The 25,146-nt window shown below is 67.8% G+C and carries 25 protein-coding genes and 1 pseudogene; 13 read left to right on the top strand and 13 right to left on the bottom strand.

Going from position 1 to position 25,146, the window contains the following annotated elements:
* Positions 1 to 11 precede the first annotated feature (11 nt).
* The 5 genes from ACE3Q6_RS18845 to ACE3Q6_RS18825 all read right to left on the bottom strand — a co-directional run bounded on the left by ACE3Q6_RS18845 (position 12) and on the right by ACE3Q6_RS18825 (position 2,801).
* Complete coding sequence (locus ACE3Q6_RS18845) at positions 12 to 425, bottom strand: hypothetical protein (RefSeq protein ID WP_374435837.1); 414 nt, start codon at positions 423 to 425, stop codon at positions 12 to 14.
* A 168-nt stretch (positions 426 to 593) separates the two neighbouring features.
* Positions 594 to 1,451, bottom strand: a complete 858-nt coding sequence (locus ACE3Q6_RS18840; RefSeq protein ID WP_374435835.1) for an SDR family oxidoreductase — start codon at positions 1,449 to 1,451, stop codon at positions 594 to 596.
* A complete protein-coding gene (locus ACE3Q6_RS18835; RefSeq protein ID WP_374435833.1) occupies positions 1,448 to 1,657 on the bottom strand; it encodes a hypothetical protein in 210 nt (69 codons plus the stop codon). Before ACE3Q6_RS18835 ends, ACE3Q6_RS18840 begins: the two co-directional genes overlap by 4 nt.
* Positions 1,658 to 1,755: 98 nt before the next feature.
* Positions 1,756 to 2,253 (bottom strand): ferritin-like domain-containing protein, encoded by a 498-nt coding sequence (locus ACE3Q6_RS18830; protein WP_374435831.1) that lies wholly within the window; start codon positions 2,251 to 2,253, stop codon positions 1,756 to 1,758.
* A 74-nt stretch (positions 2,254 to 2,327) separates the two neighbouring features.
* Positions 2,328 to 2,801: a sigma-70 family RNA polymerase sigma factor gene (locus ACE3Q6_RS18825; protein WP_374435829.1), complete on the bottom strand. Its 474-nt coding sequence runs from the start codon at positions 2,799 to 2,801 to the stop codon at positions 2,328 to 2,330.
* Between the two features lie 189 nt (positions 2,802 to 2,990).
* On the opposite strand from ACE3Q6_RS18825, the gene ACE3Q6_RS18820 reads away from it, so the two are divergent.
* Complete coding sequence (locus ACE3Q6_RS18820; protein WP_374435827.1) at positions 2,991 to 3,824, top strand: Ku protein; 834 nt, start codon at positions 2,991 to 2,993, stop codon at positions 3,822 to 3,824.
* 1 nt (position 3,825) lies between these two features.
* Positions 3,826 to 6,303 (top strand): DNA ligase D, encoded by a 2,478-nt coding sequence (gene ligD / locus ACE3Q6_RS18815; protein ID WP_374435824.1) that lies wholly within the window; start codon positions 3,826 to 3,828, stop codon positions 6,301 to 6,303.
* Here ligD and ACE3Q6_RS18810 read toward each other — a convergent pair.
* Complete coding sequence (locus ACE3Q6_RS18810; RefSeq protein WP_374435822.1) at positions 6,300 to 7,109, bottom strand: Ku protein; 810 nt, start codon at positions 7,107 to 7,109, stop codon at positions 6,300 to 6,302. The genes ligD and ACE3Q6_RS18810 overlap by 4 nt on opposite strands.
* A gap of 142 nt (positions 7,110 to 7,251) precedes the next feature.
* Here ACE3Q6_RS18810 and ACE3Q6_RS18805 point away from each other — a divergent pair, with 142 nt between their 5' ends.
* Positions 7,252 to 7,443 (top strand): hypothetical protein, encoded by a 192-nt coding sequence (locus ACE3Q6_RS18805; RefSeq protein WP_374435820.1) that lies wholly within the window; start codon positions 7,252 to 7,254, stop codon positions 7,441 to 7,443.
* A 157-nt stretch (positions 7,444 to 7,600) separates the two neighbouring features.
* On the opposite strand, the gene ACE3Q6_RS18800 is transcribed toward ACE3Q6_RS18805, so the two are convergent.
* Both ACE3Q6_RS18800 and ACE3Q6_RS18795 read right to left on the bottom strand, forming a co-directional pair.
* Positions 7,601 to 7,810, bottom strand: coding sequence for a hypothetical protein (locus ACE3Q6_RS18800; protein ID WP_374435818.1), 210 nt, complete (start codon positions 7,808 to 7,810; stop codon positions 7,601 to 7,603).
* 59 nt (positions 7,811 to 7,869) lie between these two features.
* Positions 7,870 to 9,027 carry a fumarylacetoacetate hydrolase family protein gene (locus ACE3Q6_RS18795; protein WP_374435817.1) on the bottom strand — a complete coding sequence of 386 codons (1,158 nt, stop codon included), beginning with the start codon at positions 9,025 to 9,027 and terminating at the stop codon, positions 7,870 to 7,872.
* Between the two features lie 174 nt (positions 9,028 to 9,201).
* Here ACE3Q6_RS18795 and ACE3Q6_RS18790 point away from each other — a divergent pair, with 174 nt between their 5' ends.
* From ACE3Q6_RS18790 to ACE3Q6_RS18780, 3 genes are read left to right on the top strand one after another with little or no spacing between them, the layout of a single operon-like run.
* Positions 9,202 to 9,444: a DUF2934 domain-containing protein gene (locus ACE3Q6_RS18790; RefSeq protein ID WP_374435815.1), complete on the top strand. Its 243-nt coding sequence runs from the start codon at positions 9,202 to 9,204 to the stop codon at positions 9,442 to 9,444.
* Positions 9,445 to 9,476: 32 nt separating this feature from the next.
* Positions 9,477 to 10,433: a TIGR03885 family FMN-dependent LLM class oxidoreductase gene (locus ACE3Q6_RS18785; RefSeq protein ID WP_374435813.1), complete on the top strand. Its 957-nt coding sequence runs from the start codon at positions 9,477 to 9,479 to the stop codon at positions 10,431 to 10,433.
* Positions 10,434 to 10,444: 11 nt separating this feature from the next.
* Entirely contained in the window at positions 10,445 to 12,211 is a 1,767-nt protein-coding gene (locus tag ACE3Q6_RS18780; protein WP_374435811.1) for an alpha-amylase family glycosyl hydrolase, read from the top strand.
* On the opposite strand, the gene ACE3Q6_RS18775 is transcribed toward ACE3Q6_RS18780, so the two are convergent.
* Positions 12,208 to 12,372 (bottom strand): hypothetical protein, encoded by a 165-nt coding sequence (locus ACE3Q6_RS18775; RefSeq protein WP_374435809.1) that lies wholly within the window; start codon positions 12,370 to 12,372, stop codon positions 12,208 to 12,210. The two genes, ACE3Q6_RS18780 and ACE3Q6_RS18775, sit on opposite strands and share 4 nt — an antisense overlap.
* Before the next feature lie 147 nt (positions 12,373 to 12,519).
* On the opposite strand from ACE3Q6_RS18775, the gene ACE3Q6_RS18770 reads away from it, so the two are divergent.
* Positions 12,520 to 13,515, top strand: a complete 996-nt coding sequence (locus tag ACE3Q6_RS18770) for a ligase-associated DNA damage response exonuclease (protein ID WP_374435807.1) — start codon at positions 12,520 to 12,522, stop codon at positions 13,513 to 13,515.
* A complete protein-coding gene (locus ACE3Q6_RS18765; RefSeq protein ID WP_374435805.1) occupies positions 13,512 to 15,080 on the top strand; it encodes a cisplatin damage response ATP-dependent DNA ligase in 1,569 nt (522 codons plus the stop codon). The genes ACE3Q6_RS18770 and ACE3Q6_RS18765 overlap by 4 nt, the downstream gene beginning before the upstream one ends.
* Here ACE3Q6_RS18765 and ACE3Q6_RS18760 read toward each other — a convergent pair.
* The 4 genes and pseudogenes from ACE3Q6_RS18760 to leuC all read right to left on the bottom strand — a co-directional run bounded on the left by ACE3Q6_RS18760 (position 15,077) and on the right by leuC (position 19,825).
* Positions 15,077 to 16,386 (bottom strand): annotated as a pseudogene (locus ACE3Q6_RS18760) (MFS transporter). The gene ACE3Q6_RS18765 and the pseudogene ACE3Q6_RS18760 overlap by 4 nt on opposite strands.
* 62 nt (positions 16,387 to 16,448) lie before the next feature.
* Positions 16,449 to 17,054 carry a 3-isopropylmalate dehydratase small subunit gene (leuD, locus tag ACE3Q6_RS18755; protein WP_374435802.1) on the bottom strand — a complete coding sequence of 202 codons (606 nt, stop codon included), beginning with the start codon at positions 17,052 to 17,054 and terminating at the stop codon, positions 16,449 to 16,451.
* Positions 17,055 to 17,056: 2 nt separating this feature from the next.
* Complete coding sequence (locus ACE3Q6_RS18750; RefSeq protein WP_374435800.1) at positions 17,057 to 18,403, bottom strand: glycosyltransferase family 4 protein; 1,347 nt, start codon at positions 18,401 to 18,403, stop codon at positions 17,057 to 17,059.
* Between the two features lie 3 nt (positions 18,404 to 18,406).
* Positions 18,407 to 19,825 carry a 3-isopropylmalate dehydratase large subunit gene (leuC, locus tag ACE3Q6_RS18745; RefSeq protein WP_374435798.1) on the bottom strand — a complete coding sequence of 473 codons (1,419 nt, stop codon included), beginning with the start codon at positions 19,823 to 19,825 and terminating at the stop codon, positions 18,407 to 18,409.
* 228 nt (positions 19,826 to 20,053) lie between these two features.
* Here leuC and ACE3Q6_RS18740 point away from each other — a divergent pair, with 228 nt between their 5' ends.
* The 5 genes from ACE3Q6_RS18740 to ACE3Q6_RS18720 all read left to right on the top strand — a co-directional run bounded on the left by ACE3Q6_RS18740 (position 20,054) and on the right by ACE3Q6_RS18720 (position 25,142).
* Positions 20,054 to 20,632 carry a heme-binding protein gene (locus ACE3Q6_RS18740; protein ID WP_374435796.1) on the top strand — a complete coding sequence of 193 codons (579 nt, stop codon included), beginning with the start codon at positions 20,054 to 20,056 and terminating at the stop codon, positions 20,630 to 20,632.
* Positions 20,633 to 20,685: 53 nt separating this feature from the next.
* Positions 20,686 to 21,555: a DMT family transporter gene (locus ACE3Q6_RS18735; protein WP_374435793.1), complete on the top strand. Its 870-nt coding sequence runs from the start codon at positions 20,686 to 20,688 to the stop codon at positions 21,553 to 21,555.
* Positions 21,552 to 22,448 (top strand): DMT family transporter, encoded by an 897-nt coding sequence (locus tag ACE3Q6_RS18730; protein ID WP_374435790.1) that lies wholly within the window; start codon positions 21,552 to 21,554, stop codon positions 22,446 to 22,448. Before ACE3Q6_RS18735 ends, ACE3Q6_RS18730 begins: the two co-directional genes overlap by 4 nt.
* Before the next feature lie 64 nt (positions 22,449 to 22,512).
* Positions 22,513 to 24,030 carry a 2,3-bisphosphoglycerate-independent phosphoglycerate mutase gene (gpmI, locus tag ACE3Q6_RS18725; protein WP_374435788.1) on the top strand — a complete coding sequence of 506 codons (1,518 nt, stop codon included), beginning with the start codon at positions 22,513 to 22,515 and terminating at the stop codon, positions 24,028 to 24,030.
* Positions 24,027 to 25,142, top strand: a complete 1,116-nt coding sequence (locus tag ACE3Q6_RS18720; protein WP_374435786.1) for a murein hydrolase activator EnvC — start codon at positions 24,027 to 24,029, stop codon at positions 25,140 to 25,142. The genes gpmI and ACE3Q6_RS18720 overlap by 4 nt, the downstream gene beginning before the upstream one ends.
* Positions 25,143 to 25,146 lie beyond the last annotated feature (4 nt).

Here is a 25,146-nt window from a genome sequence, read left to right as displayed (position 1 = left end):
GGTTGCGGGGGTCAGGGCGAGGTGGTCGTACCGCCCGTGCCGGTGGTGCCTCCCGTCGTGCCCTCGGTGGTCCCGCCGGTGGTGCCACCCGTGGTGCCACCCGTTGTGTCACCCGTCGTGCCGCCGGTGGTGCCTCCGGTGCCTTCCGCATTGTCACCGCCGGTCGTGGCCGGGGCCGGTTCGGCGGGCACGACCTCGGTCGCATCCGGAGCATCGTCGGTAACCGGCTCTGCCGCCGTGTCGACCACGCTTGTCGAGCGGTCCACGCTGAAAGCGATGGCGGCCAGGATCACGGCCGCAAGGACCAGGAAGACCAGCCACATGCTGGCGTTGGACTTGCGGGCGGGCTCGGGAATCGGGCGCGGATCGGTCCGAGGCGGAACGCCGCGCGGCGGCGGGGCATTGGGGGGCGGAACATCTGTCATGGTGTATCCTTTCTGACGAAAAGTCTCCCAGCGGGGTCAACAGGACAGGCCGTCGAATGTTCCGTGAGCACCCTGAAGCGCAGTGTCCATAGGGTTAAGGAAGCGTGTACGCCAAAATCTAACCCGTTGATTTCCATTGCGTCCCAGCGATTGTCCACCGTGGACAGGTCAGATCATCGGCTGCCCGCCGGTCACCGCGATGGTGGCACCCGAGACGTAACTCGACATCGGCTCCGCCAGCATCACATAGGCCGAGGCCAGCTCCACCGGCTGCGCAGGGCGCTTCATCGGGCTGTCCTGCCCGAATTTCGCGACCTTCTCGCCATCCATGCTGGACGGGATCAGCGGCGTCCAGACCGGCCCTGGTGCCACGCAGTTCACCCGGATCCCCCGCTCGGCCAGCAGCTGGGCCAGGCCCACGGTGAAGTTCTGGATCGCCCCCTTCGTGGTCGCATAGGCCAGGAGCGTCGGGTTCGGCTTGTCGGCGTTGATCGAGGTCGTGTTGATGATCGAGCTTCCCGCCCCCATGTGCGGCACCGCAGCCTGGCAAAGGTGGAAGATCGCATCGATGTTGATGGCGAAGGTCTTCTCCCACTCCTTCGGCGGGATGTCCTCGAATTTCTCGAACACCGCCTGGTGCGCGGCGTTGTTGACCAGGATGTCGATCCGGCCCCATTCCTGCACGACCTTCTCGATAATGCGGCGGCAGGCGTCGGGGTCGGCCAGATCGGCCTCGATCCGCACGCAGCTTTGCCCCTCGTCCTCGATCAGCTTCGCGGTGTCCTTCGCGTCCTCGGTCTCCGAGAGGTAACACAGCGCGATGTCCGCCCCCTCGCGGGCGAAGGCGATGGCCACCGCGCGGCCGATCCCGCTGTCGGCGCCGGTGATCACCGCGACGCGACCCTGAAGCCGCCCCGCGCCGACCCAGGTCGTCTCGCCGTGGTCAGGCATCGGCTGCATCTGGACGAAGCTGCCCGGAGGCTCCTGCGTCTGTTCGGGGAAGGGGGGTTTGGGATAGTCAGTCATGTCTGGTTGTCCTCTTCGGTCCGCTGCCCGCCGCGGATACTGCCGCCGGGCTGCTTGCGGTTGGCATCGGGGCGGGCGTCCGGGTCCTCGCGGTGACGACCCGCGGGGTCGATCTGCTGCTGGCGCTGGTCGATCACATTCGGCGCGGGCCGCCGCATCTTTTCGTTGGCGGGGCCGGGGTCAGGGTTTGCGCTGTTGTTGGACATCTTGCACTCCAAGGGCGAAAGAGCGGCCCCGCGATCCGGGCGCGGGGCCGCCTGCTTCGTCCGGCAAAGGGGAGTGACTAGCCGGACGGAGCAGTCGTTCAGGCCGCCTGCAGGGCCGCCTGGTTGATCGAACCGTCGGCGAGCTGGGTCAGCGACTCGTCGGTCATGCCTTCCTCTTGCAGCGTCTGGTCCAGAAGCTTGGCCGCATCCTTCATGCCCATCACCTGGGCCCAGCGATGCAGCGTGCCGTAGCGCGCGATCTCGTAGTGTTCGACCGCCTGGGCTGCAGCGATGAGGCTCGCGTCCAGCGCCGGGCTGTTGGCAAAGGCCTGCAGCGCCTCTTCGCCTTCCTCGATGATCCCGTCGATCGCCGGGCAGGTCTTGCCGCGCGCGGGCTTCCCGATCAGCTCGAACACCTGTTGTAGGCGTTCCACCTGCATCTGGGTCTCTTCCTCGTGCTTCTGGAAAGCCGCTTTCAGCTCTTCCGAGTTCGCCCCCCGCGCCATCTTCGGCAGTGCACGCAGGATCTTCCGCTCGGCGTAGTAGATGTCCTTGAGCGTCTCGTGGAACAGCTCTTCCAGGGTCTTCGTCTTCATGTCGCTCTCCTTGCGTTGCGTGTGTCGTGTTCCCGAGCCTCAACCAAACCGGGGCGCGAAAGTTCCCCGAAGGCTCAGACCTCTTCGCCAAGCGCGGTCTGCAGAAGCTTGCGGCCGCGGTTGATCCGGCTCTTGATCGTGCCGATGTCGCATTCCAGGATTTCAGCGGCGGACTGGTAGCTTTCGCCCGTCACCAGGACGAGCATCACCGCCTCGCGGTAGGCCTGCGGCAGCCCCATCAGCGCCGCTTCGATCTCGCGCCCGCGGACGTGCCAGTACTGGTTGTCGGGCGTGGTCGGGACCGACGAGATGCAATCCTCGGCCCCGGGTCTTTCGCGGGCAAGCTTCACGCGGTCGTTGTAGAACCGGTTCCGCATGATCGTGAACAACCACGCCCGCATGTTGGTGCCGGGCGTGTAGGACTGAGCACTGGCGATGGCGCGGACCAGAGTATCCTGTACCAGGTCATCCGCATCGCCGTAGCGCCCGGTAAGCGACCGCGCAAAGAGGCGCAGTGCCGGGATATGACTCAGCACATCATCGGACATAAAGGCGGGCTCCTGCTGACTGCGGGAGTTAATGCGGCCCGGGGGACACGGTTCCGGTGTTTCTGGACAGTGAAAATCGCCTTGGCGAGTTCCAGCCGAAATCCCGTCCGCGGGTCGGAACCGACCGGCGAGTGGCGCGGTTCAGACTGCGGTCGGGTGTCCACCGGCAGGTCGAAGGGGTTGGAGCACATGGCACCGCGCGCGAACTGGAAGGGTCGGATCCGGCTGGGCGAGATCAGCATCGGGGTGGCGCTTTACACGGCGGCGACGACTTCGGACCGCGTGGCGCTGCACATGGTCAACCGCCGCACCGGGAACCGGCTGAAGAACGAGATGATCGACTCCGAGACCGGCAAGCCGGTCGAGAAAGATGACGAAGTGATGGGCTACGAGGTCGACTCGGGCGACTACGTGCTGCTGGAGCAGGAAGAGATCGCCTCGGCCGTCCCCGCCTCGGACAAGGCGCTGCCCATCGAGGCCTTCATCCCCTGCACAGACATCGACACGCTTTACTTCGACCGGCCCTACTATCTGGGCCCTTCGGATGCCGCCTCGGTCGAAGCCTACGCGCTTCTGCGCGAGGGGATGGAGCGCGAAGGCGTCGCCGCCCTGGCCCGCACGGTCCTGTTCCGCCGCTTGCGCACCGTGATGATCCGCCCGCATGGCGCGGGGCTGATCGCCAACACGCTGAACTTCGATTACGAGGTCCGGTCCGCCGAACGCGCCTTCTCGGACATCCCGGACCTCAAGATCGAGGGCGAGATGCTGGAACTGGCCGAGCACATCATCAAGACCAAGCTGGGCGACTTCGATCCCTCGGCCTTCGACGACAGGTACGAGGCGGCGCTGGCCGACCTGGTGAAGGCCAAGCTCGACGGCCGCCCGCCGCCACGGCAGAAGGAAGCCCCGCGCGAGAAGGTCGTGGACCTGATGGCGGCGCTGCGCGAAAGCGCCAAGGCGGCGAAGGGGCGGAAGGCGCCCGCGAAGGACAAGGAAAAGGCCCCGCGGCGGAAGGCGTCCTGAGATGGTGCTGGAAACCTATCAGTCGATGCGTGACTTCGAGGCGACCCCGGAACCCAAGGGCCGCAAGCGCAAGTCGAAGGGCGATCCGGTCTTCGTCATCCAGAAGCACGACGCCACCCGCCTGCACTACGACCTGCGGCTGGAGATGGACGGTGTCCTGAAAAGCTGGGCTGTCACGCGCGGGCCAAGCCTCGTCCCCGGAGAAAAACGGCTCTCGGTCCATGTCGAGGATCACCCGATGGACTATGGCGACTTCGAGGGCACGATCCCGGAAGGCCAGTACGGTGCCGGCACCGTCATTGTCTGGGATCGGGGCACTTGGACACCCGTCTTCGATGCGGCCAAGGGCTATGCCAAGGGCCATCTGGAATTCGAGCTGAAGGGCGAGAAGCTTTCCGGCCGCTGGCACCTGATCCGGATGCGCGGCAGGCCCCGCGAAAAGCGCGAGAACTGGCTGCTCATCAAAGGCGAGGACGCCAGCGCCCGCGATGAGGGCGCACCGGACATCCTGGAGGAGCGCCCGGAATCCGTGAAGACGGGCCGCACCATCGAGGAGGTCGGCCAGAAGCCGGCCCGCAAGACGAAGGCGCGGAAGACGGGTGCGGCGAAGGCCAAGGCCCCGGACGCCGCTGAAAGCCCGAAGGCCGAGCTTCCCGGCTTCATCCCGCCGATGCTCGCAACTCTGGTCAAGTCCACCCCGGGCGACGAACGCTGGCTGCACGAGATCAAGTTCGACGGCTACCGCATCCAGGCCCGGATCGCCGAGGGCAAGCTGACCCTCTTCACACGGTCCGGCCGCGACTGGACCGACCGCTTCGGCCCCGCCATCGCCAAGGCCCTGACCGCTCTGCCCGTCCGGCAGGCGGTGCTGGATGGGGAAGTCGTGGTCGAATCCTCCGGCCGTTCCTCGGACTTCTCGGCACTGCAGGCCGACCTGGCCGAGGGCCGCACCGACCGCATGGTCTACTACGTCTTCGACCTTCTCCACCTCGACGGGCGCGACCTGACCGGCCTGCCGCTCGTGGACCGCAAGCGATTGCTGGAAGGGCTGCTTTCCCCCGCCTCTGGCCCGCTTCGGATCAGCGAGCACCTTTCGGACAAGGGCGAGGTCGTCTTGCGCCACGCCTGCCGGCTGGGTTTGGAGGGGATCATCTCCAAGCTGCGCGATGCACCCTATCTGCCCGGCCGGGGCAAGGCTTGGGTCAAGTCGAAATGCTCGGCGCGGCAAGAGTTCGTCGTGGCGGGCTTCCTGCCCTCGACCGTGTCGCCCCGCGCCATCGGGTCCTTGGTTTTGGGGGTCTATGAGGGCGACCGGCTGAAATCGGTGGGCCGGGTCGGGACGGGCTTTTCGGTGACGCTGGCCGAACAGCTGTTCACGAAGCTGGAAGCGCTTCAGACCGACAGCCAGCCCTTCGATCCGCCCCTTCCCCGGGCCGAGGCGCGGGGGGTTCGTTTCGTCCGGCCCGAGCTGGTGGCCGAGGTCGACTTCCGCGCCTGGACCGGCGACGGCAACCTGCGCCACGCCTCGTTCAAGGGACTGCGCGAGGACAAGGACCCGCGCGAGGTGACGGGCGAAGGGCTGCCGCCGCAGGTGGCCGAACCCACCGAGCCACCCCCGGTGCGCCGGATCAAGCTCACTCATCCGGAACGGGTGTACTGGCCGGACGAGGGGGTGACGAAGGCCGGCCTCGCCGACTACTACACCGAGGTCTGGCCCTGGATCGCCCCGCATATCGTCGGCCGCCCGCTGGCGCTTCTGCGCCTGCCCGATGGGGTCGGCGGGCGGCAGCAGTTCTTCCAGAAGCACGAATGGAAGGGCATGAACGCCGCCATCCTGAAGGTGCAGGACCCGGCGGAACCGAAGGACGCCCCCTCGCTGGCCATCGCCGACCTCGACGGGCTGATCGCGCTGGCCCAGTCGGCGGCGCTGGAGATCCATCCCTGGGGCAGCACGCTGAAGGACTGGGAGCGTCCCGACCGGATCGTCATCGACCTGGACCCCGGAGACGGGGTGGAGTGGCAGGACCTCGTTACCGCCGCGCAGGAGGTGAAGGACCGGCTGGAAGCCAAGGGCCTGGCCGCCTTCGCCAAGACCTCGGGCGGGAAGGGCCTGCACGTGGTCGCACCCCTGAAGCCCAAGGCGAAATGGCCCGAGGTGAAGGCCTTCTGCCACCAGCTGGCGCGCGAAATGGCCTCGGACGATCCCTCGCGCTATGTCTCGACCATCACCAAGTCGAAGCGGCAGGGGAAGATCCTGGTCGACTACCTGAGGAACCAGCGCGGAGCGACGGCGGTGGCCGCCTTCTCGACCCGCGCGCGGCCCGGCGCCCATGTTTCGGCGACCGTGACTTGGCAGGAGCTGCAGGCGGGCATCGCGCCGTCAGATTTCACCGTCCTCACCATGCCCGTGCGCCTGTCAAACCTGCGCGCCGATCCCTGGGAGGGCTTCGCCGAAGCCGCGCGGCCCATAAAGGCCTAGCGCTTCCGGGTGGCGGGCTTCTCGGCGGCGATGCTGCGCTTCAAGGCGTCGATGATGCTGACCACTTTGCCGGTCTCGCGCGGCTCCTCGGACTTCGACTTGCGGGACGGCTTCCGGCCCTTCTTCTTGTCCTCGATCAAGTCCAGAAGACGGTCCTGCACCGGGTCCTCGACCATCTTCGGGTCCCATTCCGTCGTCCGCGCGCGAATCAGCTTCGACACCAGTTTCAGCGCCTCGCTGTCCGGCTTCACCTCACGCAGGTCGTCGAAATAGTCGCGTTCATCCCGCACCTCGTCGCCATAGCGCAGGGTCCAGAGCACGATTCCCTTGCCGCAGGGCTGCAGCATCACCGCCCGTTCGCGCCGGTACAGCACCAGACGGGCGATGCCCACCGTCCCCGTCGATTGCATCGCGTCCCGGATCACCGAAAAGGCCTCTTCGGCCACCGTGTCGTCGGGCATGAGGAAGTGCGGACGGTCGAACCAGATCCAGGCGATCTTGTCCGAGGGCACGAATTCCTGGATGTCGATGGTCCGCGTGCTTTCCAGTGCGACCTCGTCCAGCTCTTCCTCCTCGAGGATCACGTGGTCATGCTCGCCCCGGGGATAGCCGCGGGCCTGGTCTTCGTCCTCGACCCGCTTTCCGGTTTCGGCATCGACATACTGGCGCTGGATGCGGTTGCCGGTTTTGCGGTTCAGCGTGTGAAACCGAAGCCGGCCGCCCTCGGTCACGGCGGGCATCATCGCCACCGGGCAGGTGACAAGCGAAAGCTTCAGGTAACCCTTCCAGAAACTGCGCGGCGGCACGGCGACCCTCCCTTTGACATGCGGGACAACCGGCTGCGGCACTGCCGGTTCCTGCAACCAGGCCGGGAACATTTGGGGTCGACGCCGGTTCTTCCATTCCAGCCGCCTCGCACGGCGGTCCAACTGCAACAGGAGAAGACCAATGGCGAACAACCAGAATCAGCAGGGCCAAGGCCAGCAGGGTCAGCAAGGCCAACAGGGCCAGCAGAACCAGCAGGGCCAAAAGGGTGGCCAGCAGCAGCAGGACCAGGACCGGAACAAGACCCAGCAGGGTGGCCAGTCCGGCCAGGGCCAGCAGCAGCAGAACAACCAGCAGAAGGGTCAGCAGCGCTGACGGCTGGAGGCGCGTGGCCCGAAAGGGCCATGCGTTCGCGGATCGCGGGACACCGCACCGCAGTCCACGCAGGGCCACGGCATGATGTCCCCCCGACCTTGCGATGCTTCGCCCTTCGTGACGGGAAGCCCGGCCCCCTGGCCGGGCTTCGCCTTTCCTACTCTTCGGCCACCGGAGCGGCGGCAGGCTCGGTGCCCGTCTCGGCAGGCTGGACGGTGTCTGGCGTCGGCGAGTTGCCCTCGGCGGCTTCCTCGAACTGCCAGAAGACGATCAGACCGACGCCAAAGATCACCACCAGCGCCATGCCGATCAGGGGACCGATGTGCCGGCGTTTCTGGGTTTCTACGTTGGTTCTCGGGGCGGACATGGGTTTCTCCCTGAAGGTGACTCCAGGGAGGGAAACCCCCTCTCGGGCGTGAAGTTCCCTCAGACCTTGTCCGCCAGCCCCCGCGCGACAAGGTTCCGCATCAGCGCCCGGGTGCCGAAGGTCCATTCCGGGCACTGGTCGGTGCGCATCACCCGGTTGACCAGACGGCCAAGGCGGGGGGTCGCGATCTCGACCATATCGCCCACCTCGTGCGTGAAGCCCTGGCCCGCGCCCCGCCGGTCCTTCACAGGGGCGAACATGGTGCCAAGGAACAGGACCGCGCCGTCGGGATACTGGTGGTTCCGGTTCAACAGCTGCCGCGCAAGGTCCGAGGGCTTCCGGCTGATCGCCGCCATCGCGCTTTCGCCGGTCATCTCGAACCCGTCCTGCCCGGTCACCCGAAGCGAGACCTTCACCGCCTCCAGCGCCGCCATGTCGAAATCGCCGTGGAACAGCCGGATGAACGGCCCCACGGCGCAAGAGGCGTTGTTGTCCTTGGCCTTGCCCAGAAGCAGCGCCGAGCGGCCCTCGACATCACGCAGGTTCACGTCATTGCCCAAGGTCGCGCCAAGGATGGTGCCGTCGGACCGGATCACCAGCACGACCTCCGGTTCCGGGTTGTTCCATTCCGAGATCGGGTGGATCCCCACATCCGCCCCGCAGCCGACCGAGGCCATCGGCTGAGCCTTGGTGAAGATCTCGGCGTCAGGACCGATCCCGACCTCGAGGTACTGCGACCAGAGGCCCAGGTCCTGCAGCACCCGCTTCACCTCGCGCGCCTTCTCCGATCCCGCCGGGACGCCGCGCAGGCTGTCGCCGATGACGGGGGCCAGCCGGTCGCGGATTTCCTGCGCGCGGCCGCTGTCGCCCTTCGCCTGCTCTTCGATCACCCGTTCGACCATGCTGTCGGCAAAGGTCACGCCCGCCGCCTTCACCGCCTGCAGGTCGATGGGCGCCAGAAGCGTCAGACCCTTGCCCGAAAGCGCGTCGTCCACCGACCCAAGGTCCGCCAGCCCCTCGGCCTGCGCGAGCCAGTCGGCCAGGCCGTCGATCTCCATCAGGCCGGAAACCGTCGCGGCCAGCGTGGTCAGGTCCAGAAGCCTGCCGTTCCGCACCAGGACGGGACAGGGCCCTCCCGCCGCATCCGACCAGACCCGGCCCACCAGGATCGCCTGACCGGCATCAACGGGAAGCACGTCACGCGCGGAAAGTTGCATCTGTCTTCCTCCTCGACCGGGCGGGCCGAGAGATAGCCCGCTGCCTGCCGCGCGTCTACGACAACCTGACCTGCCGGACAGGCCTTGTACCAAGCGGGTTCCCCTTGGGAACATCTTGGGTCCGGGCGGGTTGATGCCGGGAACCACCCTCGTAGTCGTTTTTGGGAGAAACCGATGGAACCCCCCCGCATCCAGGAAGACCAAGTCCGCGAGCGCGCCTACAGCCTGTGGGAAGCCGAAGGTTGCCCCGATGGCTGCGCCGACCGTCACTGGCAGCAGGCCGAGGCAGAGCTCTTCGCCACCGGCGACGATGGTCAGGGTGCAGAAGCGCGGAATGCCAGCACTGCCGAACTGCAGCCGGAAGACGCCGCCAGCGACGCCCCCGGTGTCGCGGGCAGATCGCGGCGCAGGGCCTGAATGGCGCGGTATCTGGCAGGAGCCGCCTGATCGTGGCGCAGATCGGTTTCCACGCGTCGCACGAACAGTTTGCCCCGTCCCGCCTTCTGACGCTGTGCCGCAGCGCTCAGGATGCGGGGTTCGACATGCTCAAATGTTCCGACCATTTCCACCCCTGGAGCGAGCGCCAGGGCCAGTCCGGGTTCTCCTGGGCCTGGCTTGGGGCCGCGATGCAGGCCTGTGACCTGCCCTTCGGGTCCATCGCCGCGCCGGGCTACCGGACGCATCCGGCCGTGCTGGCCCAGGCCGCCGCCACGCTGGCCGAGATGTTCCCCGGTCGCTTCTGGTTAGCCCTTGGCAGTGGCGAGGCGATCAACGAGGCGATCACCGGTCTGCCCTGGCCCGAGAAGGCCGAGAGGAACGCGCGCCTCAAGGAATGCGCCCAGATCATCCGCGCCCTCTTCGACGGCGAGGAAGTGACCCACCGGGGCGGCGTCACGGTGATCGGCGCGAAGCTCTACTCTCGGCCGAAGGAGCGGATCCCGCTGTTCGGTGCCGCCGTCAGCAAGGAAACGGCCGCCGAAGTGGCGGCCTGGGCGGATGGCCTTCTGACCGTGGGCGGCAAGGCCGAGGATGTGGCCCCCGTCCTCGAGGCCTTCCGCGAGAACGGCGGCGAGGGCAAACCCGTCCATATCCAGCACGCCCTGTCCTGGGCCCCGGACCGCGCAGCCGCGATGGCCGAGGCGATGCACCAGTGGCGTCACGCGGTTCTGGGCGGCGAGGCCATGTGGGACCTGCGGCGCCCGCAGGACTTCGATACGGCCTGCGACGCGGGCTCTGAGGACGCGCTGGCGGACCGGCTGACCATCTCGGAAGACCTTGGCCGCCACACCGGCGATATCGCTGCACTCCTGGCGCTTGACGCGACCGTGCATCTCCACTGCGTGGGCCGGAACCAGGAGGCGTTCATCGAGGCCTTCGGTGCCAACGTCCTGCCGAACCTGAACTGAAGATGGGAAGAATGGACTTCGTAAAGCACGACGGGCCAGGGATCGCCTCCCGGCAAGTTTGGGGGGCGCGGCCCGCAGGATCGGGCTGCTGGACCATCGCGCTCTGGGCGCCGTCCACCGACCAGCTGATGCTGCATCTGGGCGACCAGCCGCCTTTCGCGATGCAGCGCGGCGAGGATGGCGTCCACCGGGCCGAGGTCGAGGCGCGCGAGGGCACGCGCTATGCCTTCTCGACCGGCGGCGCACCCTTCGCCGATCCGGCCTCGCTCCAGCAGGCGGACGGGGTCGAGGGGTGGTCGATCCTGCGCGATCCGGCAAGTTTCCGTCAGGCGACCGTCACCGTCCCCGACCGCGCCTTCGACGAGATGGTCTTTTGCGAGCTGCACATCGGCAGCTTCACCCGCGAGGGCACCTTCCCCGCTGCCGCGCGCTCTGCCGAATTGCGTCGGCTTGCCGACATCGGCATCACCGCCATCGAGATCATGCCCCTCGGCCAGTTTCCGGGCGCTCGTGGCTGGGGCTACGACAGCGTCCTGCCCTGGGCCCCGCAGCACAGCTACGGCACGCCCGAGGACCTGGCCGCGCTGGTGGACGCGGCGCACGGGATGGGACTGTCGGTCTTCCTGGACGTCGTCTTCAACCACTTCGGCCCCAAGGGCTGCAAGCTGGACGAGATCTGCCCCGAATTCTTCCTGGATGAAGAGAACGACTGGGGCCGCAAGATCGACTACAGCCGCCCCGAGGTCCGCGCCTACTTCATCGGCTGCGCACGGCACTGGCTGGACGCCTATGGCTTCGACGGGCTGCGGGTTGACGCGGCCCATTCGATGGAAGACCCCTCCGACCCGCATATCGTGGTCGAGATGGCCCAGACCCTAAGCCAGACCGATTTCGGCCACCGCATCCACCTGGTGGCCGAGGACAGCTCGAACAAGGTCGGCTGGTACGACCCGGCGGCGGGCCTCTTCGATGCCACGTGGGACGACGACTACCACCATGCGTTGCACGTCCTGCTGACGGGGGAAGGCTTCGGCTACTACAAGGATTTCGTGAGGGACCCCCACGCTGACCTGCGCCTTGCACTCCGCGATGGCCAGGCGCTGCAGGGCCAGCCCCGTCGGTCGGGCGACGTGAAGGGCGAGCCTTCGGGCCACCTGCCGCCGCGCTGCTTCGTGAACTTCAACCTGAACCACGACCATGCCGGGAACCGGCCAAAGGGCGAAAGGCTGATCTCCTTGATCGGCGCCGACCGCGCGCTGGCGGCCCATGCCCTGCTCTTGTCATCCCCCTGCATCCCCCTGATCTTCATGGGCGAAGAGATCGGCTCGCGCCGGCCCTTCCCCTGGTTCGCCGATTACGGCGGCAAGGCAGCCCAGAAAATGCGCGAGGGGCGCGTCAAGCAGTTCGAGGACCTGCCCGGCAAGGGAAAGGACATGATCGACCCCTTCGATCCCGCGACGCTGCAGCTTGCCTTTCCCTATGCCGGACCGGAACCCCGCGACGCCGAGCTTTGGCTTCGGGTGACGCGCGAGGTGTTGGCACTGCGCCGCGACCGTCTGGTGCCGATGTTCCGGTCAGGCCGCAGCCAGGAATTCGAAATCTCGCGTCTTGGCGACCGCGGCCTGTGCGCCCTGTGGCATTTCAACGCCGGAACGCTGCAGGCCGAGGTGGCCTTCGATCCGGGCGATCCGGAACCGGAGGTCCCGACCGACTTCCGACCGCTTTACCAGCTGGGCCAGGCGGGGGCGCCCCGGTTCCGGTTGGGGATCCTTACCTAAAGCGGGGTGCCAATGATCTTGTCGTCCCGAAGGGTCGCTGCCCGTCGGCGACGCTCGCCGTCCAGGCGGTCGGCACTGCGTGAGGACCAGACCAACCCGGCAAAGGAAATGGCCAGAAGGATCAGGAACACCACGGCTCCGATGGTACGTACGTCGTCCATTGTGTCGCTCCATTGCGGTTTCCGGCCCGTCCGTCCGGGCCTGCCGACCAGCAACCCCGCCGCCGCCGCATTGTTCCCCCGCGGATCCCGACTTGGACAAAGGCGTTAGCGCCACATATCAACGGCCAAAGGCAGTCCGGACGCAGCATGGCGAAAGAGCCGCTTCTCCTTCCCCGGCCCGAGGGGCTGTACTGCCCCGCCGGGGATTTCTTCATCGACCCGCTGCGCCCCGTGCCGCGCGCGCTGATCACGCACGGCCATTCCGACCACGCTCGCCCCGGCCACGGGTCGGTGCTGGCGACGCGGCAGACGCTGGACATCATGGCGATCCGCTATGGCGAGGATTTTGCGGGCAGCCGTCAGGCCTATGACGGCCCGGTCACGCTGGGCGAGGCGAGGGTCACCTTCCACCCGGCGGGCCATGTCCTTGGCTCGGCCCAGATCGCGGTCGAAGGCCGGGGCTGCCGGATCGTGGTCTCGGGCGACTATGCCCGCGTCCCCTCGCCCACCTGCGCCCCGTTCGAGCCGGTGCCCTGCGACATCTTCGTAACCGAGGCGACCTTCGCGCTGCCCGTCTTCCGCCACCCGCCGCCCGAGGTGGAGATCGCGCGCCTTCTCGCCTCGGTCGCGGCCTTTCCCGAACGGTCGCACCTGATCGGGGCCTATGCGCTTGGCAAGGCCCAACGGCTGATCGGGGCGCTGCGCCAGGCCGGGTGGGACGCGCCCATCCACATCCATGGGGCGTTGCAGCGGCTTTGCGACTACCACATCGCGGAAGGCATCGACCTTGGTGACCTGCGCCCGGCGACGACGGGGACGAAGGCGGATTTCGCCGGGGCCATCGTCATCGCCCCGCCCTCGGCCTTCGCCGCCACCTGGGCGCAGCGCTTCCCCGACCCGGTGATCTCCGCCTCGGGCTGGATGCAGGTCCGCGCCCGCGCCCGCCAGCGGGGCGTCGAACTGCCGCTGATCATCTCGGACCATGTCGACTGGCCGCACCTCACCGCCACCATCGAGGAGCTGAACCCCGCCGAGGTGTGGATCACCCACGGCCGCGAGGACGCGCTGATGCGCTGGTGCGAGTTGCAGCAGAGGAAGGCCCGCCCCCTGCACCTCGTCGGCTACGAGGACGAAGCGGAATGAGCCTCGTCGCCTTCGCCACACTTCTGGAACGCCTCGCCTTCACGCCGCAGCGGCTGGGGAAGGAAAGGCTTCTGGCCCAGGCCTTTACCGACAATCCGGACCCACAGCGCGGGCTGATGCTGGCCGCGATCACCGGGGATCTGAAGCTGCGGCAGGTCACACCCAGCCTTCTGCGCGGCCTGACCGAAACGCGAGTAGATGCTCAGCTTTTTGCCGCAAGCTACGACTTCGTCGGCGACCTGGCGGAGACGATCTCGCTGATCTGGCCCGAGGGCACGCGGTCCGACCCGCCGCTGTCCGAGGTGGTGGAGGAACTCGCGACCACGCCCAAGACCCGGCTTCCCGCCGTGATCACCGGGCGGCTCGACAGCCTCGGTCCGTCCGAGCGCTATGCCTACCTGAAGCTTGCCACCGGCGCGCTGCGGGTGGGCGTCTCGGCGCGGCTGGCACGGGCGGCTTTCGCCGGGTGGGCCAACCTGCCGCTGACCGAGGTCGAGGAAATCTGGCACGCCCTGCGCCCGCCCTACCTTGACCTTTTCGCCTGGGCGTCCGGTGCCACCCGCCCCGAGGCTGCCGCCCGCGCGCCGTTCCGGCCGGTGATGCTGTCCACTCCGACCGACCTGGAGCAACTTTCGGCTCTGGATCCCGCCGCCTATGCTGCCGAATGGAAATGGGACGGCATCCGCATCCAGGCCGTCAGCGACGGCGGGACGCGCAGGCTATACTCAAGGACAGGAGAGGACATCAGCGGGGCCTTCCCCGACATCGTTGACCTGATGGACTTCGAGGGAACGCTGGACGGTGAGCTTCTGGTCCGCCGCGGGGACGAGATCGCCAGCTTCGGCGACCTGCAGCAGCGGCTGAACCGCAAGACGGTGACGCCCGCCATGCTCCGTAGCCACCCGGCGGGCCTGCGGCTTTACGACGTGCTGATCTGGGACGGCGAGGACCTGCGCGACCAGCCCTACGACGCCCGCCGCGCGGTGCTGGCCCGGGCGGTGGCGGCGCTGGACGCGCGCATCGATCTGTCGCCCGAATTGCCGTTCCAGACCTGGGACGATCTCGCCGCCCTGCGGGCCGATCCGCCTGCCACGGTGATCGAAGGCGTGATGATCAAGCGCCGCGACAGCCTCTACATGGCGGGCCGGGTGAAAGGCCCCTGGTTCAAGTGGAAACGCGACCCGCACCTGATCGACGCGGTCCTGATGTATGCCCAACGCGGTCACGGCAAGCGGTCGGGCTATTATTCCGACTTCACCTTCGGTGTCTGGAAGGACGACGAGCTTGTCCCCGTCGGCAAGGCCTATTTCGGCTTCACGGACGCCGAACTGAAGGACCTCGACCGCTTCGTCCGCAACAACACGGTGGAACGCTTTGGCTCGGTCCGATCCGTCGCACGGACCAAGGTGGTCGAAGTGGCGTTCGAGGGCCTGAACCGATCCACCCGCCACAAGTCCGGCGTGGCAATGCGCTTCCCCCGGATCAACCGCATCCGCGACGACAAGCCGGCGGCCGACGCCGATCACCTGTCCACGTTGCAGGCGATGCTCAACCGCGACGCCTAGCGCGCCGGATGCGGCCAGCGCGGGTGCAGGGCGTCGATCACGAAGGCATGGCGATGCGCAGCCCCGTGCGCCAGAAGATGCGGATGGTCGGGCGCAAGGTCGGGGTGGTCATGCCTCAGCGCCTCGGGGTCCTGCGCGGGCCAGAGCCGCAGGGTCAGCCCCAACGCCGCGGCGCCCAGCCCCGCCAGCACCAGCGCGACAGCCGACAGGCCCAGTCCCGCACCCAGCCATCCCGCCAGCGGATAGGTCACCAGCCAGCAGGCATGGCTCAGCGCGAACTGCGCCGCAAACAGGGCTGGGCGGTCGCTTTCGTTGGCCGAGCGGTTCAGGATCCGGCCGATCGGTGTCTGGGTCAGCGAGAAACCGAACCCCGCCAGGGCCCAAAGCAGGACCAGCCCCGCGAGTCTTCCCGCCAGCGGCACGGAGGCGACGGCCGCGACCATCAGCCCGGCCCCGCCCAGCATCAGCGGCCGGTCCTCCAGCCGCTGCAGAAGCCGGGGGAGCAGGAGCGCCGCCAGGATCGACCCTCCCCCGAACCCGACGAAGGCAAGCGCCACCTGCGGCGCGCCGAGGTCGAGGCGCGTTTCCACCAGCACCACAGTGTTGACATAGACCATCGCCCCCGCCGCCGCGACGGCTGCCTCCAGCGCCAGAAGCCCCCGCAGGCGCGGGGTGGCGGCATAGATGTGCAAGCCGCGTGTCGCTGTGGCAAGGAACGGCTCGGCCGTTGCCGGTGTCCGCGCGGGCAGGCGTGAGGTGCCGACCAGCAGGGCGGACAGCAGGAAGCCAAGCACCGTGCCGCCAAACAGGACCGGGAAGGAGACCAGCGTCAGCAGGGCGGCGGCGATCAGGGGCGAGGCGATCTGTTCCAGATCCTCGGCCAGGCGCATCAGCGACAGGGCCTGGGTGTAGTCATCCTCCTGCGGGAGGATCTCGGGGATCGTGGCCTGGAAAGCAGGGGTGAACCCGGCCGAGGCGGCCTGGAGGAGGAAGATCAGCACATAGACCTGCCAGACCTGGTCGACGAAGGGCAGCGCCAGCATCACGACCGCGCGGATCAGGTCCAGCGCCACCAGGAAAGCCCGTCGCGGCAGGCGCGCGGCCAGGGCGGCGGCAAGGGGCGCCAGGGTGACATAGGCCACCATCTTGATCGCCAGCGCGGTGCCCAGGACCGCGCCCGCACTATCTCCGGCGAGGTCGTAGGCAGAAGGCCCAGCGCCACGGTCGCCAGACCCGTCCCGGTCAGCGCAACGGCCTGTGCGGCGAAGAGGCGGCGGAAGACGGGATGGGACAGGGGCGCGAGCATGGGCCAAGGCCGTATGGCGGAGAAAAGGCCCGACCGTTGGGCCGGGCCTTGTGGTCCCTGCGTCAGGCCCAGGGACGCAGCGTGGCGTTCTTCTTCTCGAAGCTGTCGATGGCCGCGGCCTTCTCCAGCGTCAGGCCGATGTCGTCGAGGCCGTTCAACAGGCAATGCTTCTTGAACGCATCGACCTCGAACTTGAACGTCTTGCCGTCCGAGGCGGTGACGGTCTGGCTCTCCAGGTCCACCGTGATGCGCGCGTTGGCGCCCTTGCGGGCGTCGTCCATCAGGTGGTCGACCGCGTCCTGCGGGAGGACCACGGGCAGGATTCCGTTCTTGAAGCAGTTGTTGAAGAAGATGTCCGCGAAGCTGGTCGAGATCACGCAGCGGATGCCGAAATCCAGCAGCGCCCAGGGCGCGTGTTCGCGCGACGATCCGCAGCCGAAGTTGTCGCCCGCGACGATGATCTGCGCGTTGCGGTAGGCGGGTTGGTTCAGGACGAAGTCCGGGATCTCTTTCCCGTCCTGGGTGTAGCGCATCTCGTCGAACAGGTTCTTGCCCAGGCCCGACCGCTGGATGGTCTTCAGGAACTGCTTGGGGATGATCATGTCGGTGTCGATGTTCACAAGCGGCATGGGCGCTGCGACGCCGGTCAGGGTGGTGAACTTGTCCATGTCTATCGTCCTTCTTCGCCCGCAAGGGGCACGGGTTGCGGGATCGGTCCCTTGGGATCAAGGACCCAGTCGTAGATCGCGCCGATCTGGCGCGCTTTCCGGTCCCAGGTGAAATGCGCGTCGACGCGGGCCAGGGCGGCGGCGGCAAGGGCTGGGATGGTTGCGGGGGCGGCAATGAGTTCGGCCAGGGCCTTGCGGAAGCCCGCAACGACCTCGGACCGCGAGCCCATCTTGACCTTGATGCCGGTGCCTTCGGTGACAAGTTCTCCTGGTCCGGCGTAGTCGGCGATGACGGGGACGACGCCAAGCGCCATCGCCTCAAGCACGACGCCACCGCCGAATTCGCGGACCGAGGGGAAGGTAAGGAGCTGCGACCGGGCGAGAAGGGTCTGCACGTCCTTGTGGTCGATCCAGCCGTGCAGGGTGACCGACTGCGACAAGCCCCTGGCGGCGATCATGTCCTTCAGCGCGGGCATAAGCGGGCCATCACCCAAGATGTCGAGCACCATGGTGCCGTCGCGCAGGAAGGGTTCGGCGGCCTCAATCAGCATGTCGGGGCCCTTGTAGGGCACGAGGCGGCCGACGAAGGCGCAGCGGATGGGAAGGGTGCCGGGTTGCGCGGCGCGGAGGGAAAAGCGAGCTGGGTCGATGCCGTTTTCCGGGATCAGGGTCAGGCGGTCGCGGGCGGCGCGGAACTCGGACGCGGTGTGGCACGAGCCTGCGATGATGGCGGCGCTGGCGCGGATCATGCGGCTGCGCGCGGGCGACAGGCGATAGGCGCCCCGGACGTAAGAGAGCCATTCCCGTTCGCGCCTGCGTTCGGCGTCAAAGCCCTTGGGCCAGGGGACGCCGCCGTTGAGCGGGCCCATGACGAACGGGACGCGCGCCTTCCGGCAGCGGGCGGCGATCAGGCTGTTCGCCGTGGGGGTCAGCGGCGTGACGCGGTGGACGATATCGAACGCGCCCGCCTGGATGCTGGGGCCGAACTTGGCCCAGAGCTTCCGTTCGAAATAGGGGTAGGCGAGTTTCGAGGATAGGGCCGTGACCATGGTCCAGCCCTTGCCCTTGCCCATGCGCAGGACCTCGGCCAGTTTCCAGATCGGCCTTGCGACGGCCTCGCTGTCGATGGCGGTGAAGTCCTGACCCTCGACCAGGCCCGCGCGCAGGAAGGCGTCGCGGTTGCGGATTTGGGTCACGATGTGGACGTCGTAATGGGCGCGCAGCGCGGTGGCGATGGACCAGCCAACCAGCGGGACCGAAACCCATTCAGGGTTCGCGGCCTCGGCAATGACCAGGACCCGCATCCGAGGGGCGGGGGGCTGGTCATCTGGGGTCGGCTGGTCGGGCATCGGTCAGACTGTCTCGCCCATCAGCTCGCGCACGTCGGTCAGGTGGCCGGTGATCGCCGCCGCCGCCGCCATCGCGGGGGACATCAGATGCGTGCGACCGCCCCGGCCCTGACGGCCCTCGAAGTTGCGGTTGGACGTGGCCGCGCAGCGCTCGCCCGGTTGCAGCTGGTCGGGGTTCATCGCCAGGCACATCGAGCAGCCGGCAAGCCGCCATTCGAAGCCCGCGTCGATGAAGATCTGCGCCAGGCCCTCTTCCTCGGCCTGCGCCCGGACAAGGCCCGAGCCGGGGACGACCATCGCCCGCATCCCGTCCTTGATCTTCTTGCCCTTCAGGATCGCCGCGGCGGCCCGCAGGTCTTCGATCCGGCCGTTGGTGCAGGAGCCGATGAAGACCGTGTCGATCTTGATGTCGGTCAGCTTCATCCCCGGCGTCAGGCCCATGTAGTCCAGCGACCGCTTCGCCGCCTCGACCTTGCCACCAGAGAAGCTTTCGGGCGCCGGGACCAGGCCGGTGATCGGCAGCACATCCTCGGGCGAGGTGCCCCAAGTCACGACCGGCGCGATATCCTCGCCGCGGATCGTCACGACCTTGTCGAAATGCGCGCCCTCGTCGGTGAAAAGGGTCTTCCAATAGGCCAGAGCGGCCTCCCACTTCGCGCCTTTCGGAGCGTGCGGGCGGCCCTTCACATACTCGAAGGTCTTCTCGTCCGGCGCAATGAGGCCCGCCCGGGCGCCGCCCTCGATCGCCATGTTGCAGACGGTCATCCGGCCTTCCATCGACAGCTCACGGATCGCCTGGCCGCAGTATTCGATCACATAGCCCGTGCCGCCCGCCGTGCCGGTGGCACCGATGACCGACAGCGTGATGTCCTTGGCCGTCACGCCGGGGCGCAAGGACCCGGTGATCTCGACCTTCATGTTCTTCGACTTCTTCTGGATCAGCGTCTGGGTGGCCAGCACATGCTCCACCTCCGACGTCCCGATCCCGTGCGCCAGCGCGCCGAAGGCCCCGTGCGTTGCCGTATGCGAGTCACCGCAGACCACGGTCATCCCCGGCAGGGTCCAGCCCTGTTCGGGGCCGACGATGTGGACGATGCCCTGGCGGATGTCGGTCACGGGATAGTAGTTGATCCCGAAATCCTTGGCGTTCTTGTCCAGCGCCGCCACCTGGATGCGGCTTTCCTCGGGCATCTGCGCCGGGTTCTCGCGGCCTTGCGTCGTCGGCACGTTGTGGTCCGGCACGGCGATGGTCTTCTCCGGCGCGCGGACCTTGCGGCCGGTCATGCGCAGGCCTTCGAATGCCTGGGGGCTGGTCACTTCGTGGACCAGGTGCCGGTCGATATAGAGGAGGCAAGTGCCATCCTCGGCCTGATGGACGACGTGGTCGTCCCAGATCTTGTCATAAAGCGTACGAGGAGCCATGGCTCTCACCTGTTCTTGGGATGGCTGGGATAGGCGAAGCGGCGCGGGCGCGCGGGACGGCGGGCGTCAGGCGCGGGCGAGGATCGAGCGGGTCATGCCGAAGAAGCGGGCCGGAAGCCGCGCATGATCGGTGATGTTGAAGTAGATGAACCCGTGCATGGCGGCGATATACGCTCGAAATCGCCGTGAAGCAAGCTATCTGCCCTTCCCAGACAATGGAGAATGGCGATGCGCGGGGCGATGATGGCGGTGGCACTGGGGGCGGCGATGGCGACAGGGGCGATGGCCGAAACCTACAAGGGCTACGAGATGCCGCCCTACCGCGTCGAACAGGCCGACGGGCCGATGGAACTGCGCAGCTACGACACGCATGTCGTGGCCGAAGTCACCGTGCGCGGCGGGCGCGAAGGCGCGATCGGGGCCGGGTTCCGGACGCTTGCGGGCTACATCTTCGGCGGCAACGAACGGGGCGAGAAGATCGCGATGACCGTCCCCGTGGCGCAGACCCCGGTGGCCGAGGGCACCTGGACCATCCGCTTCATGATGCCCGCCGCCAAAGCCCCGGACCTGCCCGCGCCCGAGGCCGGCGCCATCCGCTTCGTCACCGTCGAGCCGGGCCGACAGGTGGCCCTGCGCTTCTCCGGCGGGCGGGGCGAGAAGGTGCTGGCCGAGCGCGCCGCCGAACTGCGCGACTGGGCTGCGTCCAAGGGTCTGACGATCACGGCGGGACCGCACTACTACTTCTACGACGGGCCGATGACCCTGCCCTGGAACCGCCGGAACGAGGTCGCCTTCTCGGTCGAATAGCCGGCACATCGGGCCTTTCGCCGCCCCACGGCAGGTGATAGCCAGCCCGCGTCATGACTTCCTCTCGCAATCCGGTCCTGGGCATCTGGCTGATGGTCGCCGCCGTCGCGGCCTTCGCCGCGCAGGACGCCTTCGCCAAGCATCTGGCGGGGACCTATTCGACCCAGATGATCATCATGATCCGCTACTGGGTCTTCGCGGGCTTCGTCCTCCTCCTCGCCCTGCGTCGACCCGAGGGACCACGCGCCGCGATCCGCTCCACCCGCCTGCCCGCGCATCTGGTCCGATCCTGCCTTCTGGTCGCCGAGATCTGCCTGATCGTCTGGGGCTACACGCAGATCGGCCTGATCAATTCCTTGGCCGTGTTCTCGGTCTGCCCGCTTCTGATCGTCGCGCTTTCTGGCCCGATCCTGGGCGAGCGCATCAGCTGGCAACGCTGGGCTGCCGTGGGCGCGGGGCTGGTCGGTGTCCTTGTCATCCTGCGGCCCGGAATGGGCGTCTTCTCCTGGGCCGCGATCCTGCCGCTGGCGGCGGCCTTCCTCTTCGCGCTCTACTCCGTCCTGACCCGGCTCACCACGCGGGACGAGCCGACCTTCCCCGCCTTCTTCTGGCCCGGCGTGATCGGAGCGGTGCTGATGACCGGCCTCGGCCTGCCGCATCTGAAGCCGATGCTCCCCAGCGATGCAGGCTTCCTGGCCGTCTATGTCGCGCTCTCGATCCTGTCGCACTGGCTGCTTCTCAAGTGCTACGAACAGGTCGAGGCGTCGCGCGTGCAGCCCTATTCCTACCTGCAACTGGTCTTCGTCACCGGCATCGGCATGGCGGTCTATGGCGAGGTGCTGGAGCTTCCCGTCGCCATCGGCAGCGTCATCGTGGTCGGCGCGGGCCTCTATGCCCTCTCGCTGGAACGGAAGACCGCATGACCCACCAGGCGGTGCAGAACACCAGGCTCGGCATCTGGCTGATGATCGCGACGACGCTGGTCTTCGCGGCGCAGGACGGCATCTCGCGCCACCTTGGGTCGAACTACCCGGTGACGATGGTGGTGATGATCCGCTTCTGGTTCTTCGCCCTTTTCGTCCTGGTGCTTGCGGCACGGTCCGAGGGCGGCCTGCGTGCGGCGGCCCGGTCGCATTTCCCCTGGGTGCAGCTTGCCCGCGGCCTGATCCTGGTGGCGGAGATCGCGGTGATGGTCGTGGGCTTCGTGAAGCTGGGCCTGATCAACGCCCATGCGGTCTTTGCCTGCTATCCGCTTCTCGTCGCCGCCCTCTCCGGTCCGATCCTAGGCGAGAAGGTGGGGTGGAGGCGCTGGCTCGCGATCCTGGCCGGGGCCGTCGGCATCCTGATCATCCTGCAGCCCGGCATCGGCGTCTTCTCGCCCTGGTCCCTGGTCGCGCTGTTGGCCGCCGCCATGTTCGCGGTCTACGGCCTTCTGACCCGCTACGTCGCGCGAAAGGACAGCGCCTCGGTCAGCTTCTTCTGGACCGGCGTGGTGGCCGCGATCGCCGCCACTCCCTTCGGCCTGATGCACTGGACCTGGATGACCCCCGCCGACTGGGGATGGATGGCGGTCCTGTGCTGCACGGCCGTGCTGGGGCACTGGCTTCTGATCAAGGCTTTCGCCGTGGCCGAAGCCTCGGCAATCCAGCCCTTCGCCTACCTGCAACTCGTCTGGGCCTCGGGCATCGGCCTTGTCCTCTTTGGCGAGACGCTGCAGATCAACGTCGCCATCGGCGCGGGGATCGTCGTCGCGGCGGGCGTCTTCACCCTCTGGCGCCAGCGCGTGCGCGAGAAGGCTGCGCTGCGGGACGCCTGAAGCGGCAGTTGCCCCGGCCCCGGCCACAGCGTAAAACCGCCGCGGAACCAGACCGGAGACCGCCATGCCCGCCCCGAAACCCGTCGTCCTGTGCATCCTCGACGGCTGGGGCATCGGCCCGAACCCGGAAACCTCGGCCCCCGCCCAGGCGCACGTGCCGACCTTCAACCATCTCTGGGCCACCTGTCCCCATGCCACGCTGACGACCTTCGGCCCGGACGTGGGCCTGCCGACCGGGCAGATGGGCAACTCCGAGGTCGGCCACACCAACATCGGCGCGGGGCGAGTCGTGGCGATGGACCTTGGCGCAATTGACTTGGCCGTCGAGGACGGAAGCTTCGCGAAGAACCCGGCGATCCTGGACTTTGCTGCCAAGGTGAAAGCCAAGGGCGGCACCGCGCACCTGATGGGCATCGTCTCGGACGGGGGCGTGCATGGCCATGTGAACCACGTCCTCGCCGCCTGCCGGGCCATCACGGCGCTTGGCGTCCCCGTCGCGCTGCACGCGATCACCGATGGCCGCGACGTCGCGCCCTCCTCGGCGCAGGGCTTTGTCGAGGCACTGGTCAAGCGCCTGCCCTATGGCGCCAGCATCGCCACCGTGACGGGCCGCTATTGGGCGATGGACCGCGACAACCGGTGGGAGCGGGTGTCCCGCGCCTACGACGCGATCATCCGCGCGCAGGGCGAAACCGCGCCCGACGCTTTGACCGCCGTGTCGAACAGCTATGGCAAGGGCGAGACCGACGAATTCCTCGCCCCCACCGTGATCGACGGCTACTTCGGCGCGCGCGACGGCGACGGCCTCTTCTGCCTGAACTTCCGCGCCGACCGCGCGCGCGAGATCCTGGCGGCTATCGGCGCGCCGGATTTCTCGGCCTTCGAGACCGGCCCGCGCCCCGACTGGTCGGCCCTTCTGGGCATGGTCGAATACTCCGACCTCCACAACGCCTACATGGCCACCGCCTTCCCGAAGCGCGTGCTGGTCAACACGCTGGGCGAATGGGTCGCCGCCCACGGCCTGACCCAATTCCGCCTGGCGGAAACCGAGAAATACCCCCACGTCACCTTCTTCCTGAACGGCGGGCGTGAGGCACCCTATCCCGGCGAGGACCGCGCCATGCCGCCCTCGCCCAAGGTCGCGACCTATGACCTCATGCCCGAGATGAGCGCGGACGAGGTCTCCGACCGCTTCGTCGAGGCGATCGAGAAGGGCTATGACCTGATCGTCGTGAACTACGCCAACCCCGACATGGTCGGCCACACCGGCAGCCTGCCCGCCGCGATGAAGGCCTGCGAGGCGGTGGACCGCGGCCTGACCCGGGCCTTGGCAGCACTGACGGCCAAGGGCGGGGCGATGATCGTCACCGCCGACCACGGCAACTGCGAGGTGATGGTGGACCCGGTGACCGGCGGTCCGCACACCGCGCATACGGTGAACCCGGTCCCGGTGATCCTGGTCGGCGGCCCGGCCGGGGCAACCCTCCGCACCGGGCGTCTTGCGGACCTGGCACCTACGCTCCTCCAGCTCATGGGCCTGCCGCAACCGCCCGAAATGACCGGACAATCGCTCATCGCATGATCCGCACCGCCGCCCTTCTCTGCCTTCTGGCGCTGCCCCTTCGGGCGGAAACCGTGGCCGAACAGGCGGCGAGGGCAGCGGCCGACCTGCAAGAAGCCGTCGCTGCGCTGGAAACCGCGACCGAGACGCGGGACCGGGTTTCGGCCCTGTCGCAGACCATCCGGGCCTATGAAGCTGGCCTTGCCGCCCTGCGTGGCGCACTGCGCGAAGTCGCGCTTCGCGAGGCCGCGCTTACCCGGGCCTTCGACGCCAAGCGCGAAGGGATCGGCCGGCTTCTTGGCGTGCTCGCCACGATGGAGGCGAACCCCGGCCCGCTTCTCCTTCTGCATCCCGAAGGCGCCGTCAGCTCGGCACGGTCCGGCATGATCCTCGCCGACGTCACCCCTGCGCTTCAGTCCGAGGCCGCCCAGCTGAAGGTCGAACTCCAGGAACTCGCCGACCTCCGCGCCTTGCAGCTTTCGGCGGGCGCAGTGCTGGAGAAAGGCCTCGCCAGCGCTCAGGCCGCGCGGACCGAACTGTCGAAAGCGATCTCGGACCGGACCGATCTGCCGAAACGTTTCACCGAGGACCCCGAAGTCCTGAAAGGCCTGCTCGACAGCGCCGACACGCTGGACGCGTTTGCCGCCGGCCTGTCGCCCGATGCGGAAAGCGGCACCTCCTTCGCGGGCGAAAAGGGCCGCCTGCCGCTGCCGGTGCTTGGCACCATTCTCCGCCGCCCCGACGAGGCCGACGCCGCCGGTGTCCGCCGCCCGGGCGTGACGCTTGCCACCCAGCCCCTTGCCCTTGTCACCGCGCCGTGGCCCGCGACCATCCGCTACCGCGGTCCGCTGCTCGACTACGGAAATGTGATGATCCTCGAGCCGGGGGACGGCTATCTGTTGGTTCTTGCAGGGATGGAAACCCTGTATGGCGAAGTGGGAGAAGTGGTCGCCGCGGATGCTCCGCTTGGCCTCATGGGCGGGTCCTCGGGCGGATCGGCGGAATTCGTGGCGGGGTCGCCAGATGGCTCTGGTGGGCGCGACACGGAAACGCTTTATATGGAACTCAGACAGGGGGCCGCCCCCGTGGACCCGATCCCGTGGTTCGCCGGACTTGCCCGCACAGGAGACTGACGAG

The organism is Tabrizicola sp. (assembly GCF_041913445.1).
GTDB lineage: Bacteria > Pseudomonadota > Alphaproteobacteria > Rhodobacterales > Rhodobacteraceae > Tabrizicola.
The sequence above is the reverse complement of the archived record's forward strand: the minus strand, read 5'-3'. Positions and strand labels throughout refer to the sequence as shown.

Excerpts from the sequence above, each read along its gene's own strand:
- ACE3Q6_RS18775 (WP_374435809.1), bottom strand. The coding sequence starts at position 12,372 with ATGGACGACGTACGTACCATCGGAGCCGTGGTGTTCCTGATCCTTCTG.
- ACE3Q6_RS18720 (WP_374435786.1), top strand. The coding sequence starts at position 24,027 with ATGATCCGCACCGCCGCCCTTCTCTGCCTTCTGGCGCTGCCCCTTCGG.
- ACE3Q6_RS18835 (WP_374435833.1), bottom strand. The coding sequence starts at position 1,657 with ATGTCCAACAACAGCGCAAACCCTGACCCCGGCCCCGCCAACGAAAAG.
- ACE3Q6_RS18805 (WP_374435820.1), top strand. The coding sequence starts at position 7,252 with ATGGCGAACAACCAGAATCAGCAGGGCCAAGGCCAGCAGGGTCAGCAA.
- ligD (WP_374435824.1), top strand. The coding sequence starts at position 3,826 with ATGGTGCTGGAAACCTATCAGTCGATGCGTGACTTCGAGGCGACCCCG.
- ACE3Q6_RS18820 (WP_374435827.1), top strand. The coding sequence starts at position 2,991 with ATGGCACCGCGCGCGAACTGGAAGGGTCGGATCCGGCTGGGCGAGATC.
- leuD (WP_374435802.1), bottom strand. The coding sequence starts at position 17,054 with ATGGACAAGTTCACCACCCTGACCGGCGTCGCAGCGCCCATGCCGCTT.
- ACE3Q6_RS18790 (WP_374435815.1), top strand. The coding sequence starts at position 9,202 with ATGGAACCCCCCCGCATCCAGGAAGACCAAGTCCGCGAGCGCGCCTAC.
- ACE3Q6_RS18795 (WP_374435817.1), bottom strand. The coding sequence starts at position 9,027 with ATGCAACTTTCCGCGCGTGACGTGCTTCCCGTTGATGCCGGTCAGGCG.
- ACE3Q6_RS18830 (WP_374435831.1), bottom strand. The coding sequence starts at position 2,253 with ATGAAGACGAAGACCCTGGAAGAGCTGTTCCACGAGACGCTCAAGGAC.
- ACE3Q6_RS18770 (WP_374435807.1), top strand. The coding sequence starts at position 12,520 with ATGGCGAAAGAGCCGCTTCTCCTTCCCCGGCCCGAGGGGCTGTACTGC.
- ACE3Q6_RS18735 (WP_374435793.1), top strand. The coding sequence starts at position 20,686 with ATGACTTCCTCTCGCAATCCGGTCCTGGGCATCTGGCTGATGGTCGCC.
- ACE3Q6_RS18800 (WP_374435818.1), bottom strand. The coding sequence starts at position 7,810 with ATGTCCGCCCCGAGAACCAACGTAGAAACCCAGAAACGCCGGCACATC.
- ACE3Q6_RS18750 (WP_374435800.1), bottom strand. The coding sequence starts at position 18,403 with ATGCCCGACCAGCCGACCCCAGATGACCAGCCCCCCGCCCCTCGGATG.
- gpmI (WP_374435788.1), top strand. The coding sequence starts at position 22,513 with ATGCCCGCCCCGAAACCCGTCGTCCTGTGCATCCTCGACGGCTGGGGC.
- ACE3Q6_RS18730 (WP_374435790.1), top strand. The coding sequence starts at position 21,552 with ATGACCCACCAGGCGGTGCAGAACACCAGGCTCGGCATCTGGCTGATG.
- ACE3Q6_RS18740 (WP_374435796.1), top strand. The coding sequence starts at position 20,054 with ATGCGCGGGGCGATGATGGCGGTGGCACTGGGGGCGGCGATGGCGACA.
- ACE3Q6_RS18845 (WP_374435837.1), bottom strand. The coding sequence starts at position 425 with ATGACAGATGTTCCGCCCCCCAATGCCCCGCCGCCGCGCGGCGTTCCG.
- ACE3Q6_RS18765 (WP_374435805.1), top strand. The coding sequence starts at position 13,512 with ATGAGCCTCGTCGCCTTCGCCACACTTCTGGAACGCCTCGCCTTCACG.
- ACE3Q6_RS18780 (WP_374435811.1), top strand. The coding sequence starts at position 10,445 with ATGGACTTCGTAAAGCACGACGGGCCAGGGATCGCCTCCCGGCAAGTT.
- leuC (WP_374435798.1), bottom strand. The coding sequence starts at position 19,825 with ATGGCTCCTCGTACGCTTTATGACAAGATCTGGGACGACCACGTCGTC.
- ACE3Q6_RS18840 (WP_374435835.1), bottom strand. The coding sequence starts at position 1,451 with ATGACTGACTATCCCAAACCCCCCTTCCCCGAACAGACGCAGGAGCCT.
- ACE3Q6_RS18825 (WP_374435829.1), bottom strand. The coding sequence starts at position 2,801 with ATGTCCGATGATGTGCTGAGTCATATCCCGGCACTGCGCCTCTTTGCG.